Source organism: Sulfurospirillum sp. hDNRA2 (genome assembly GCF_024206095.2).
Taxonomy (GTDB): domain Bacteria; phylum Campylobacterota; class Campylobacteria; order Campylobacterales; family Sulfurospirillaceae; genus Sulfurospirillum.
On the sequence record NZ_CP159800.1, the window covers coordinates 118,737 to 132,220 of the forward strand.

Here is a 13,484-nt window from a genome sequence, read left to right on the forward strand (position 1 = left end):
TAAATGAATAATATCCCAAACAAGCAAGAAGCAACCTTATTTTCAATGACTTCTGTTACTTCCATTGTATCAATAATATCTGCATTATTGATTTCTGGAGGATATTTATATAATTTCTTGATTTTTTCTTATTTTGATTTGAAAATTAGTAATTTTTTTACGACTACAGACTATATTGCTTCTAGCTTAGATGTTATAGGAACAGTGCTAATTTCTTCAATAGTGTTTTATATATCATTTTTTGCAGCTTATTATTTACCTAAAAAATTTGAGAAAAATAATGAACAAACTGTTTCACTTTCGCTTCAAGAAATACAATCAATTGAAATTAAGAATAAAATAAAGCAAGTTTGGTTAACCATAATTCTTTTAGTTTTTTTGATAATAGTTATTTTTTTGAATAATTTTTCATTAAATTTATTAGAAGGAATCATTCTATTTTCAAGTATATTAATATTCCAAACAATATCAATTTTTAAAAGCATCAATAACCATATATTGAAGCAAGCAGTTATCTTGGCATTTTTATATTTTATTATGGAAATTTACATAAATGCGACAAATGAAATAAATAGAATACTAGACAGTAAAACTCAAAATGTATATAACTATAAATTGTTAAATAAAGAAGATATAAATTCACTAATTTTTATTAAAAGTATTTCTCAATATTCTTTTTTCTATGACACAATACCTGACCATATAGTAGTCATTCCTAATTCTCAAATTGAAAAGATAGAACATAATTTTTCACATAAAGACTTTTTGGGAAAAGTATCTAAAGTTACTAAATAGCTATCTCAAACTTCCCTTTATCGATAAAACTCAAAAATTCGGCTTTGAATTTCGTGCGATTTTCTTTTTCTTGAATCCATGCAAGGTGAATGGAGCGTTCGGCTTCGATGATGGGAAACCATGTTTTTTGTAGATCGTGATCGAGCATGCATCGGTCGTAAATGGACTCTAGGAAGTTCCAGACGATAAAGGCGTAAAGACGGTATTCGGCTTTTTGTTCGTCGTTTCTTTCGAACTCTTTGCGCACGAGATGCGGCTTGCTAAGGGCTTCTTTGAGAATTTCAAAATACATTTTATCCAATTCGCCGTAGTGCATAACTTGCATCGTCTTTCGGTAGGTGCGCATCGAGTATAAAAGTGCAAAAATTGCAAGCAACGTCGCAACGACGCCCATCATCGAACTAATGGCCGTCCACATGGTTTCATATTCGTCATTCAGGAAAATTTCCATCGATGATCCTTTTAAATCAAAGTAAAAGAGTGCGGGGCGTCTTTGAGCATAAGCGCGATACGATCGTCGTTCGCTTTGCATCCGTAAACGTTCGTATAGAGTTTTTCAAGCCACGTTTGAAGCCGCTCTTTCGAAACTTCGCGCAGGCTTGGATGGTACACCAAAAGCTCCATCGGCGGAGCGTCTTCTTTTGTTTGTGAAGGCAAAATATAATCAAACGGGTCGATTTTCAACGCGCCCAAACGGCGGTAAAACATCTCCCTTTTTTCACGAATTTCTTGCTCCGCGGAGCTCTTTTCAGGCGAATCGATTTCGATCAAAAGCGCACGAACACCGTAGTTTTGATACAGTGCGTCGACGCTTTGTTTTAAGAGCGTCGAGCCAAGACCGATACCGCGAAGCGTCTTATCGACCGCCATATATTCTAACAAAAAAAAGTCTTCGTCCCACGGATGATACATAATGCAAAATCCGACAATTTTTTCGTCGTTATAGGCAAGGTAAATGGTGTAAAAAGAGGCACGGCACATTGCCGAAAGTACCTCACGGGGTTTTTGTTCGCTTAGCGGAAACGCGGTCGAGTAGATGGCGTAAAAGCCATCGAACTCTTGTGTATGATCGTGCTCTAAAGCTTTAACATGTAAAGGCATGGCGCGTTATTTTAAGATGCGCGGTAAAGTGATGCCCGTTTGACCTTGGTACTTACCGTGTTTGTCTTTGTAAGTGGTCTCACATGCGGTATCGCCCTCTAAAAAGAGCACTTGTGCGATACCCTCGTTAGCATAGATTTTTGCCGGAAGCGGCGTGGTATTTGAAATTTCAATAGTGATGTGACCTTCAAACTCCGGCTCGAACGGCGTCACGTTTACAATGATGCCGCAACGTGCATACGTGCTTTTTCCGAGGCAAATCGCCAAGACGTTTTTGGGGATGCGAAAGTATTCGACCGTGCGTGCCAACGCAAACGAATTAGGCGGAACGATACAAATATCGCCTTCAAAATCAATCACATTTTTATCGTCAAATTCTTTAGGATCGACCACGGTCGAATTGACGTTCGTGAAAATCTTAAATTCACGCCCGACGCGGATGTCGTATCCGTAACTGCTCACGCCGTAACTGACGACGTCGCGTCCGACTTGGTCTTCGCAAAAAGGCTCTATCATGCGCTCTTTGAGTGATTTTTCCCGTATCCAACTGTCTGCTTTTAAGCCCATAAAAGTACCTTTATCGTATTAAGTGAGTGTATATCTTTAGTATGGTATTATAACACATTTTATGTCATGCCGAAAAACGGCAAAATTTGAGGAGAAACCGAATGGACAAAAATGAAATTAGAGAGTTAATGCGAATTTTTGATAAAAGCGATATTACGAAATTAAAAATCAAAGAAGGCGATTTTAGCATTGAGCTTCAAAAGGGATTTGAAAGCAACGTCAGTTACGCAAGTGCTCCCGCACCTATGATGCCGATGCCTGCTACAATGCCTCAAGTTGCACCGGTTGCGGCAGCCTCCGCTCCGGCTATGGGCGGAGAAGCGAGCATCAACGCCGCTCCTTCGGGGCTAAACATCAAATCGCCGATGGTCGGTACGTTTTACAAATCTCCGTCTCCCGGAGCCGCTCCGTTTGCCAAAATCGGCGATGTTATCCGTAAAGGTCAACCGATCGCGATCATCGAAGCGATGAAAATTATGAACGAATTGGAAGCGGAATTTGATTGTAAGATTTTAGATATTCTCGTTGAAGACGGTCAGCCGGTCGAGTTTGACATGCCGATCTTCTTGGTGGAGAAAGTGTAATGAAAATTGAAAGAATTCTTATTGCCAATCGCGGCGAAATCGCTCTTCGTGCAATAAGAACCATCAAAGAAATGGGCAAACAAGCCATTGCCGTTTACTCCACGGCGGACAAAGATGCGCTCTATCTTCAACATGCGGATGCGAGCATTTGCATCGGCGGGGCAAAATCAAGCGAGAGCTATTTGAGCATTCCTTCCATCATTAGTGCTGCGGAGATTAGCGGATGCGACGCTATTTTTCCCGGATACGGCTTTTTGAGTGAAAACCAAACGTTTGTCGAGGTATGCCAACACCATAACATCAAATTTATCGGACCTTCCGTGGATTCGATGGTTTTGATGAGCGACAAATCCAAAGCCAAAGAAGTGATGAAAAAAGCAGGCGTTCCCGTTATTTTAGGAAGCGACGGTGCGCTCAAAGACGTGCAAGAAGCAAAAGATCTCGCAACGCAAATCGGACTTCCCGTCATCATCAAAGCCAGTGCGGGCGGCGGCGGACGCGGTATGCGTGTGGTTGAAAAAATGGAAGATTTGGAAAAATCCTATCTTGCCGCAGAAAGCGAAGCACTCAGTGCCTTTGGCGACGGTACGCTTTACATGGAAAAATACATCAAAAATCCGCGTCATATCGAAGTGCAAGTCATCGGCGATAGCCACGGAAACGTGGTGCATATCGGTGAGCGCGACTGTTCCATGCAGCGACGCCACCAAAAACTAATCGAAGAGTCACCTGCCATCGCGCTGGATGATAAAACCAGAGCGCGCCTTCACGAAGTGGCGGTTAAAGCCACCAAATACATCGGCTATGAAAATGCAGGAACGTTTGAGTTTCTCTTGGATGCGGATAAAAACTTCTACTTTATGGAAATGAACACGCGTTTGCAAGTCGAACACTGTGTCAGCGAAATGGTCAGCGGTATCGATATTATCGAATGGATGATTCGCGTTGCCGAGGGTGAAAAACTTTTCGATCAAAGCGCGCTTCATTTTAAAGGGCATGCTATCGAATGCCGAATTACCGCGGAAGACCCCGTGAAGTTTATCCCAAGCCCCGGAAAAATTACGAAGTACATCGTTCCCGGAGGGCGCAACGTCCGTATGGATTCGCATGCGTATCAAGGCTATACCGTGCCGCCGCATTACGACTCGATGATCGGTAAATTGATCGTGTGGGGCGAGAACCGAGAACGTGCCATCGCAAAGATGAAACAAGCACTCAGCGAGTTACAAATCGAAGGTATTAAAACCGTCCGCGATTTTCATCTAGCAATGATGAACAATCAAGATTTTATCGACAACCGCTTCGACACGAACTATCTTTCCCATCATTAACATCTGAACTACTCAATTCCCATAAAAAAAGGGGAGTTTGCGTTAAACCGCAAACTCCCCTTTTGGGGTACTTCTCTTTTAAACGTTTAAGAGTGTTAAGGTGCTCGTACCACTTGTATATTGGCGGAAGATTTGAGTTTTTCAAAATAATCGTCGATCGATTGTTTCTCTTTGCCGTCGGCTAATTTTCCATAAATATAATTTTTAGCGTTGTCGAACGAAATGGCTTTAACGTCATGTTTGTTTTTGACAAAAAACATCACGTAGCCTTGATCGGTTTTAACAACGGACGAAAATTTTCCGACCGGCGTTTTGTTCAACAATCCGGCTAAGTTTTGATCCATTTTCGTTGCTTCAAACGTCGTATCTTTGAGCTCAACGTCGCTCATAGCACTCATAGGGTTGTTTTGAATCGTCGTTAAGCTTTGTTGATTGGCACTCGAATAAATAGAAACGTCAAAGGAAGCGGCTTGCGAAAATTCGTTTTGGTTTTCGTTGTAATACGCCAGCAATTCACCGTCGCTTAGTTGTTTCATCTTATCGCGTACGATTTTTTGATACAGTTTATCGCGTTGCAATTTTTTCTTAATTTCTTCTTTGTACTCTAAAGTATCGATATTTTTGGAACGAAGCATATTTAAAAAGTCGTAGGTGCTCATTTGGTTGTTGATCGCCAGTTTGTCGATATGTTGGTCGATTTCAAAACCGTCGACGCTAATACCTTGTTTTTTAATTTCGGAATCTTCGAGTTTTTGACGAACCAAAATATCTAAAGCTTCTTTTTTGGAAATTTGAAAACGTTGAGAATATTTGAAAACGTCGAAAAGCGTAATCGGTTCTTTATTGATAATAACCGAAACACCGTCTAAGGTAGCGGCGGTCACTATCGATGGCGTTAAAAATAGGGTAACCCCTAAAGTTACCAAAGTTAACATTGTGCGTTTAAGCTTCATCCATAATCCTTTTTTTTAAGAAAAATCGCTATATAATCGTAACTGTATTAAAAATAAGAGGCCACGAATGATAACATTTTTTTTGACAAAAAAAATTAAAAAAACGGTTATTAAGCTCCTCGCGTAGAATTTTTGTTTTTCTCGTAACAAAATGATACATAATTTTTACATAATTCCACTTCAATTGATAAAGGTTAGTCATGATCGTGACACGTTTTGCCCCGAGTCCTACGGGATATTTGCATATCGGCGGGCTAAGAACGGCACTGTACAGTTATTTATGGGCAAAGAGAAACAACGGTAAATTTTTACTCCGTATCGAAGATACCGATTTGGCACGCAACTCGAAAGAGGCGGCAGAAGCGATAAAAGAGGCATTTCAATGGGTCGGGTTGGATTTTGAAGGCGAAATCGTCTATCAATCCGAGCGTTTTGACTTATACAAAAGCTACGTACAAAAACTTCTTGATGCCGGAAAGGCATACAAATGCTATATGAGTAAAGAAGAATTGGATCAGCTCCGAGAGGAGCAAAGTGCCCGAAAAGAACGTCCCCGTTACGACGGTCGATACCGTGATTTTACGGGTACGCCTCCGAAGGGCGTTGAGCCCGTCATTCGTATTAAAGCACCGACAAGCGGAGTGATTTCGTTTGTGGACGGCGTTAAAGGCGAAGTGAGTTTTAATGCCAGCGATATGTTAGACGATTTTATTATTGCACGAAGCGACGGTACACCGACGTATAACTTCGTCGTCGTTATCGACGATGCGCTCATGGGCGTGAACGAAGTCATCCGAGGCGACGATCACCTCTCCAATACGCCCAAACAGATTATTTTATACGAGGCGTTAGGATTTGACGTTCCGAAATTCTATCATGTTCCGATGATCCTCAATCCCGAAGGAAAAAAGCTCTCCAAACGCGACGGTGCGATGGACGTTATGGCATATCAAAAAGAGGGATATTTGCCCGAAACGCTACTGAACTTTTTGATTCGTTTAGGGTGGAGCCACGGAGATCAAGAGATCTTTTCGATGGAAGAGATGATCGCCTTTTTTGATCCTTCCCATATCAATAAATCGGCTTCGGCGTACAATCAAGAAAAATTGCTATGGCTGAATTCTCATTATATTAAAGAGGCAAGCTATGAGCGTTTAATCGAAGCATTGCGCTTTTTTGACGTCGATCTTGCGCCGCATCCCAAAAAAGAGCTTTTGATTGATGCCGTGCGCGATCGTGCTAAAACCTTGGTCGAGTTTGCAACGATGATTCGACAGATCGTCGATGCTCCGAAAACCTATGACGAGAAGGCAATTGAGAAATTTTTGGACACAAAAGCCGTAGAAATTTTGAGTGAATACAAAAATACGCTTAAAAACGCTCCCACTCTTGAAAAAGCGAGTGAATTTGAAACACTGACAAAAAACTTTTTGGAAGAACGCGGCTTAAAGCTGAAAGATTTAGCGCAAGCCATACGCATTGCCATGGTCGGTAATTCCATCAGCCCTTCGATTTTTGAAGTTTTAGAAATTATCGGCTTTGTACATGTTATCGAGAGAATTGAAGCATTAATCATTTACAAAAAAGGAGTTTAGGTGAGTAGTAAAGGTAAAGTGACGAAAGAAGAAGCATTAGAGTACCACGTCGGCGGTAAAATCGCAATTAACGTTAAAACACGTTGCGACAGTGCAAGAGATCTTTCTATGGCGTATACTCCGGGTGTTGCGCATCCGTGCTTGGAAATCGAAAAAGACAACGAGTTGGCGTATACGTATACCAATAAAGGGAATCTGGTTGCGGTCATTACGGACGGTACGGCGGTTCTTGGACTCGGTGATATCGGTGCGGTTGCCGGAAAACCCGTTATGGAAGGTAAATCGGTTTTATTTAAAAAATTTGCCGACGTTGATGCTTTCGATATTGAGTTAGACGAAAAAGATACCGATAAAATTATTGCGATTTGTAAAGCCCTTGCTCCGACGTTCGGCGGTATTAACTTGGAAGATATTAAAGCACCGAAATGTTTTGAAATCGAACAAAAACTTCAAGCATGCGTGAATATTCCCGTTATGCACGACGATCAGCACGGTACGGCGATGATTACTTCCGCGGGATTGATTAACGCGCTTGAAATCAGCGGTAAAAAAATCGAAGAGATGAAAATCGTCGTTTCGGGCGCAGGAGCCGCAGGGATTGCGTGCGCTAAAATGTACAAACTTTTAGGTGCGAAGAATATCGTTATGATTGACTCTAAAGGCGTAATCCATAAGGGAAGAACGGACTTAAACGCCTATAAAGCGGAATTTGCACTTGAGACAAGCGATCGAACGCTTGAAGATGCGATGAAGGGCTCGGATATGTTCTTAGGACTTTCTGCTCCGGGCGTCGTAACGGCCGAAATGGTCAAATCGATGAATCCGCATCCGATTATTTTTGCACTTGCCAATCCGACGCCGGAGATTTTACCCGAAGAAGTACATGCCGTTAGAGACGACGTTATGATGGGAACGGGCAGAAGCGACTATCCGAACCAAGTGAACAACGTTTTAGGCTTTCCGTTTATCTTCAGAGGCGCATTGGACGTAAAAGCGACGAAAGTGACCGAAGGCATGAAAATGGCGGCGGCAGTTGCTTTGGCTCAATTGGCGAAAGAGGACGTTCCCGCCTACGTAAAAGCGGCGTATAACGGCGAAGAGTTGAAATTCGGCTACAACTATATTATCCCCAAACCGTTTGATAGACGCGTTTTGGTATGGGTTTCCGTTGCCGTTGCCGAAGCTGCGATCAAAGACGGCGTCGCACGCGTCGAAAATTTTGATCTTAACGCGTACAAAGCAAAACTTCAAGCCATCATCGATGCGGAGCAAAAATAAGTGAAAAACGTCCATGTCATCAAACATCCGTTGATTGAGCACAAGCTTTCTATCTTACGCGATGAACGAACGGAACCGTTTCAGTTTCGACTTTTGGTCGATGAAATCTCTTATTTGATGCTCTTTGAAGCGACGCGCGATTTGCCTTTGCGCGACGTGAGCGTCAAAACGCCCGTAGCAACCGCACAAACGAAAAAGCTTGACGCGAAGATCATGATCTGCCCGATTCTTCGGGCGGCTCTTGGTATGCTCGATAGCGTTTTCAAGTTAATTCCCGATGCGAGTGTGGGCTTTTTGGGATTTCAACGCAATGAGCAAACCTTGGAAGCGGAATTTTATTATGCGAAACTTCCTTCAGACCATACCGAGCGCACCGCGATTATTATCGATCCGATGTTTGCCACGGGCGGAACCGCCATCGATGCGGTGAATTTCTTGAAGTCCAAAGGAGTCAAAGATATTCGCTTTTTATCGCTTGTTTCGGCACCCGAAGGCTTGAAACGTTTTTACGAAGTTCATCCGGACGTTCCGGTATTTACGACATGTATCGATGAAGGATTGAACCAACACGGGTACATCGTTCCCGGTCTTGGAGATGCGGGAGATAGAGTTTTTAATACCCAAGGCGTTTCGGTTAAATAACCGCTCATGAGCCCTTTAAAGGGCTCATCTTTTTACACCGCTCCTTGATCGATCATGGAGTCGGCTACTTTTCGAAATCCCGCGATATTGGCTCCAAGCATGAGATTCCCTTCTGCGTTGAACTCTTTTGAAGTGGCATACGCAAGATCGAAGATCGACTTCATAATCGCGTGAAGCTTGGTATCGACTTCGGAAAAACTCCATTTTTGCATGCTGGCGTTTTGACTCATTTCCAATTGACTGGTCGCAACACCGCCTGCGTTTGCGGCTTTTGCAGGTCCGTAGAGGATACGGTTGGCTAACATGTAAGCGATGGCTTCGGGCGTACTTGGCATATTGGCACCTTCGTTGACCAAACGGCATCCGTTGTGATGCAAGGTTTGAATATCGCGAAGGTTAAGTTCGTTTTGCGTCGCACTCGGAAATGCCGCAAAACACGGAATCGACCAAACGCCGTTGGTTCCTTTTTCATACGCATCGACCGGAATGTAGCGGGCGTTCGGATAGTGTTTGAGGTACTCGCTTAGTTCTTGGCGTTTGATCTCTTTAATCGTTTTAAGGGTGTTAAAATCGATACCGTCTTTATCGTAAAGCATCCCTTTGGAATCGCTACATGTAACGGGTGTCGCTCCCATTTCGTAGAGTTTTTGAATCGTATATAACGCGACGTTTCCGGCACCCGAGACCGTACAAATTTTACCTTTGAGCGAATCGCCTTGTTTGTTGAGAATATTTTCCGCAAAATAGACCGAGCCGTATCCCGTTGCTTCCGTGCGTGCTAACGAGCCTCCCCAATTCAATCCTTTACCGGTTAATACGCCGTCGAAACGTCCCGTGAGGCGTTTGTATTCGCCGTACATGTAGCCGATTTCTCTGCCTCCTACGCCGATATCGCCTGCGGGAATATCTTTGGTTTCGCCGACGTATTTGGCAAGTTCGGACATAAATGCCTGACAAAAACGCATAATTTCACCTTCGCTTTTGCCCTTAGGATCGAAATTGCTCCCGCCTTTCGCGCCGCCGATCGCCAGTCCCGTAAGGGAGTTTTTGAAAATTTGTTCAAATCCTAAAAATTTGACGATTCCCAAATTGACGCTCGGATGAAAGCGAAGGCCGCCTTTGTACGGTCCTATGGCGGAGTTAAACTGAACGCGGTAACCGATATTGGTTTGAATTTTGCCGCTATCGTCCATCCAAACGACGCGGAAAATAATTTGCCGCTCGGGAATAACGAGACGTTCCAAAACATTATTGTGAAGGTATTTCGGTTCGGATGCTAAAAGAGGCTCTAAGGATACAAGTACCTCTTCGACGGCTTGATAAAACTCGGCTTGTCCGGGCGTGCTTTGTCTTGTAGTGTGTAAAAGACGTTCGATCACGTGTTTAATCGGCATGAGACTCCTTTGAAACAAAATGGGTGTCGAGGAAGCGAGATTTTTTCAAAAATAGCGAAAGGGCTTTTTGTTCTTTCGTTGCAATCGTATAGCTGATGAGCTTTAGATATTCACGAATGTCGCGCGCGGATATCGCGCGTTCGCTTGCGTAAGTCTCCAAAACGTAGCGGGGAATTTTAATCGGAGCTTTGATAAAACGTTTGGCAAGTTTTTTATAAAACGTTTGGTGACGATTGACGCAAAAGCGTGCAAAAACAAACGGTAAATGCGTGCGCGTATGCCAAACTTCCGCCAAATCGACGTATGCGGTAGGGTTTTGCAAATAGAGTTTGAGCGCTCTATCTCCGATAAACACCTCCCCCTCTAGACCCAAGACGCGACAGAGCATATTGGACGTTGCCGAAGCGGGGTCTGTTTTACGCATACCTTGCGAAATAATTACGCTTTTAACATTTTTTTGTGCGACGATACCGACGTTTAGAGGCGTAACGGTTTTGCGTTTGCTCTCGATGCTGGAGATAAAAGCGGCATCGACTTTGCGTTTGCGTAATTTGCGGTTGATGACGGAAGGAACGTCTTTTTGGTGTTCGCATGAGCGTTTAAAAGCGTTAGGTAAAGAAGATTTTTTGAGAAAAACGTGAAACGGAAGAAGATTGATGTAATCTATCTTTCCAAAGACCATAACGACTCCTTTGGAATTAAAGTCAAGGGACTATTATAGCCAACCTTGAGCGGACTTCGTACGTATGGCGGCGAAATTCTCTTTCTAAGAGGCTTTATAGAACTATCTTGATACAATAGAGCTAGCAAGAACGTGTTTTTGAGAAAGTAAAAGCGCGAGTGTTCTACAAAAGATCAAAAAATCGTGAGGAATCAAAAGAGATGATAGAATCGTTATTAAACGCCGAAGCGTTGATGGCATTGGTGACGCTAACGGCGTTGGAAATCGTTTTGGGTATCGACAATATTATTTTCATCGCCATTTTGGTCGGGCGTTTACCCGCGCATCAACGCGACCGCGCACGTGTTTTCGGATTGGCATTGGCGATGTTGACGCGTATTATGCTCTTGTTGTCGCTTTTTTGGATTATGAAACTGACCGCTCCTTTGTTTACGGTGTTTGCGCAAGAGATTTCCGGCCGCGATCTTATTTTGATTATCGGAGGATTATTCTTGCTTGCCAAATCGACGATGGAGATTCACCACGACGTCGAAGAAGATCCCGCAGAAGAGACCAAAGAGTTGAAAAAAAGTGCTCGAGGGTTTTTGAATACGCTGATTCAAATTGCGGTTTTAGACATCGTTTTTTCGCTCGATTCGGTTATTACCGCCGTGGGAATGGCCAATAATATTATCATTATGATTTTAGCCGTCGTGATTGCCGTAGGCGTGATGATGTTCGCTTCTAAAGCCATTTCGGAGTTTATCGACGCGAATCCGACAATTAAAATGTTGGCACTTTCATTCTTGATTTTAGTCGGCGTTACGTTGATTGCCGAAGGACTTGATCTGCATATTTCAAAAGCCTATGTCTATTTTGCGATGGCGTTTTCGTTGGCGGTCGAATCGATCAATATCTACAGTCGCAAGAAAAAAGCTAAGCGATCCATAAGCAGAGCAGTCAAAAAAGAGGCGTAACGATGCTATTTTCAGGGCGTTTTTCACAAGGGTTTGCGATCGATTTGGGAACCAACAATACGCTTGTGTATCAACCAAATCGCGGTATTATTTTAGAAGAACCCACGTCGATCGCGTATGATCAAAGGCGTCGCTCGTTTTTCGATTGCGGTGAGAGCTCGAAGCGCATGTTCGGAAAAAACCCCGAGCATATCGAAGTGATGCATCCGCTTTCAAAGGGTGCTATCTCCAATTTAACCGTAGCAAAAGCATATATCAAAGAGGTGATCAGACGTATGACGCCGCGTCGCTTGTTCCGACCGAATGTCGTGGTAAGCGTACCGAGCGATCTAAACGCCATGGAGCGCAATGCCGTGACCGAAGCGTGCAAAGAAGGCGGCGCGCGTGACGTATTTTTGATTAAAGATCCTTTCTCGGCGGCATTGGGTTCGTTTCAAGCGATCGAGCGGCCTCAGGGCGTTTTAGTTCTCGATATCGGAGCGGGCGTGAGCGATATATCGTTACTTTCGTGCAACGGTATCGTGATGAATAAATCGCTACGTATGGCAGGTAACGATTTTGACGAGGCGATCATCGAACATTTTAAGACGCACCATCGTCTTTTGATGTCGCAGCGCGACGCGGAAATGCTCAAAAAAACCTTGGGAAATCTGTGTTCGACGGAAGAGAAGCATCTCCGTATCAGCGTTAAAAATATGTTGACGCGCATGCCGCAAAGCGTCGAAATCAGCTCGTACGACATTCACAAAGCCATTGTGCCCTTAGCCGATAAAATCGTCGGATTAACGCATAAAATACTTTCGGAACTACCGCCGATGTTCGCGCAAGACATTTACGATCACGGCATTTTACTCACGGGCGGCTCTTCGATGCTTCAAGGATTGGATCGCTACATCGGCGAAAAGCTCAAAATCGATCTTCACTGCGTGGAAAATCCTTTGCACAATATTATCTTAGGTGCGGGGCGTGCGCTGGAAGATACGCGTTACGCGGCACTTTTAGAAGCCTGAGACAAGGCTAATAACGCGTTAGGCGCCTTGTTGTAACCATTTTGTAGATTTTCCCTTGTACACTGGTTTGCGTTTGAAAAGCTATGTTAAAAAGGAGAAACGATGGTCAAAGTTTTATTTGTGTGCATTCACAACAGTGCTCGTAGTCAAATTGCCGAAGCGTTATTGAAAAAATACGGCGGCGATCATTTTAACGTTCAGAGTGCCGGACTGCAACCGGGGTTATTGAACCCTCTTACCGTGGAAATTCTAAAAGAAGAGGATATCGATATCGCCGGAAAAGAGACGCAATCCGTGTTCGATTTATTTAAGGACGGAAAGCTGTTCAATTACGTTATTACGGTTTGCGATGAGGGTAACAGTCAAAGATGTCCTATTTTCCCAGGACAAACCAAACGGATTCATTGGAGTTTCGAAGATCCGAGTACGTTTCAAGGCGATCACGAAGCGCAACTTGCGAAAATACGTCACGTGAAAGAAGAGATAAAAATAGCCGTCTTAGCGTTTATTGCGCAGACCGCCTAAAAAGGCGAAATGACGTTTTAAAAGCTTTGTCGGCATAAATATATCAATATATCTTGATATAAAGATAATTT

At 43.4% G+C, this 13,484-nt stretch carries 15 protein-coding genes; 9 read left to right on the forward strand and 6 right to left on the reverse strand.

All coding sequences use genetic code 11. The features are described from left to right. Nucleotides 1-3 precede the first annotated feature (3 nt). On the forward strand, nt 4-795 hold the full coding sequence (locus tag NL930_RS00610; protein WP_254377299.1) for a hypothetical protein: 792 nt from the start codon (nt 4-6) through the stop codon (nt 793-795). On the opposite strand, the gene NL930_RS00615 is transcribed toward NL930_RS00610, so the two are convergent. The 3 genes from NL930_RS00615 to dcd are packed head-to-tail and all read right to left on the reverse strand — an operon-like array spanning nt 788 to nt 2,463. Continuing rightward, entirely contained in the window at nt 788-1,246 is a 459-nt protein-coding gene (locus tag NL930_RS00615) for a hypothetical protein (RefSeq protein ID WP_254377298.1), read from the reverse strand. The genes NL930_RS00610 and NL930_RS00615 overlap by 8 nt on opposite strands. Nucleotides 1,247-1,257: 11 nt before the next feature. Then, the gene (locus NL930_RS00620; protein WP_254377297.1) at nt 1,258-1,896 is read right to left on the reverse strand and encodes a GNAT family N-acetyltransferase; all 639 of its coding nucleotides are present in this window, start codon (nt 1,894-1,896) and stop codon (nt 1,258-1,260) included. 6 nt (nt 1,897-1,902) lie between these two features. After that, on the reverse strand, nt 1,903-2,463 hold the full coding sequence (gene dcd, locus NL930_RS00625; protein WP_039675336.1) for a dCTP deaminase: 561 nt from the start codon (nt 2,461-2,463) through the stop codon (nt 1,903-1,905). A gap of 101 nt (nt 2,464-2,564) precedes the next feature. On the opposite strand from dcd, the gene accB reads away from it, so the two are divergent. Together accB and NL930_RS00635 are read left to right on the forward strand one after the other, a co-directional pair. After that, nucleotides 2,565-3,047 (forward strand): acetyl-CoA carboxylase biotin carboxyl carrier protein, encoded by a 483-nt coding sequence (gene accB, locus NL930_RS00630; RefSeq protein ID WP_039675334.1) that lies wholly within the window; start codon nt 2,565-2,567, stop codon nt 3,045-3,047. Then, the gene (locus tag NL930_RS00635; protein WP_039675332.1) at nt 3,047-4,378 is read left to right on the forward strand and encodes an acetyl-CoA carboxylase biotin carboxylase subunit; all 1,332 of its coding nucleotides are present in this window, start codon (nt 3,047-3,049) and stop codon (nt 4,376-4,378) included. Before accB ends, NL930_RS00635 begins: the two co-directional genes overlap by 1 nt. Nucleotides 4,379-4,473: 95 nt before the next feature. Here NL930_RS00635 and NL930_RS00640 read toward each other — a convergent pair whose 3' ends face one another. Next, nucleotides 4,474-5,331: a peptidylprolyl isomerase gene (locus NL930_RS00640; RefSeq protein WP_254377296.1), complete on the reverse strand. Its 858-nt coding sequence runs from the start codon at nt 5,329-5,331 to the stop codon at nt 4,474-4,476. Nucleotides 5,332-5,531: 200 nt separating this feature from the next. Here NL930_RS00640 and gltX point away from each other — a divergent pair, with 200 nt between their 5' ends. The 3 genes from gltX to upp are packed head-to-tail and all read left to right on the forward strand — an operon-like array spanning nt 5,532 to nt 8,846. After that, on the forward strand, nt 5,532-6,926 hold the full coding sequence (gene gltX / locus NL930_RS00645) for a glutamate--tRNA ligase (RefSeq protein ID WP_254377295.1): 1,395 nt from the start codon (nt 5,532-5,534) through the stop codon (nt 6,924-6,926). Further along, nucleotides 6,927-8,204 carry a malic enzyme-like NAD(P)-binding protein gene (locus NL930_RS00650; protein WP_197051125.1) on the forward strand — a complete coding sequence of 426 codons (1,278 nt, stop codon included), beginning with the start codon at nt 6,927-6,929 and terminating at the stop codon, nt 8,202-8,204. Beyond that, nucleotides 8,205-8,846: a uracil phosphoribosyltransferase gene (gene upp, locus NL930_RS00655; protein ID WP_254377294.1), complete on the forward strand. Its 642-nt coding sequence runs from the start codon at nt 8,205-8,207 to the stop codon at nt 8,844-8,846. Between the two features lie 32 nt (nt 8,847-8,878). Here the strand turns inward: upp and gdhA are convergent, their stop codons facing one another. Together gdhA and NL930_RS00665 are read right to left on the reverse strand one after the other, a co-directional pair. Further along, a complete protein-coding gene (gdhA, locus tag NL930_RS00660) occupies nt 8,879-10,240 on the reverse strand; it encodes an NADP-specific glutamate dehydrogenase (RefSeq protein WP_254377293.1) in 1,362 nt (453 codons plus the stop codon). Beyond that, nucleotides 10,230-10,922: an MqnA/MqnD/SBP family protein gene (locus NL930_RS00665; RefSeq protein WP_254377292.1), complete on the reverse strand. Its 693-nt coding sequence runs from the start codon at nt 10,920-10,922 to the stop codon at nt 10,230-10,232. Before NL930_RS00665 ends, gdhA begins: the two co-directional genes overlap by 11 nt. 200 nt (nt 10,923-11,122) lie before the next feature. Between NL930_RS00665 and NL930_RS00670 the strand changes: the two genes are divergently transcribed. The 3 genes from NL930_RS00670 to NL930_RS00680 all read left to right on the forward strand — a co-directional run bounded on the left by NL930_RS00670 (nt 11,123) and on the right by NL930_RS00680 (nt 13,413). Beyond that, a complete protein-coding gene (locus NL930_RS00670) occupies nt 11,123-11,878 on the forward strand; it encodes a TerC family protein (RefSeq protein WP_254377291.1) in 756 nt (251 codons plus the stop codon). Nucleotides 11,879-11,880: 2 nt separating this feature from the next. Beyond that, the gene (locus tag NL930_RS00675; protein ID WP_254377290.1) at nt 11,881-12,888 is read left to right on the forward strand and encodes a rod shape-determining protein; all 1,008 of its coding nucleotides are present in this window, start codon (nt 11,881-11,883) and stop codon (nt 12,886-12,888) included. A 102-nt stretch (nt 12,889-12,990) separates the two neighbouring features. Further along, entirely contained in the window at nt 12,991-13,413 is a 423-nt protein-coding gene (locus NL930_RS00680) for an arsenate reductase ArsC (RefSeq protein WP_254377289.1), read from the forward strand. Nucleotides 13,414-13,484: the final 71 nt, after the last annotated feature.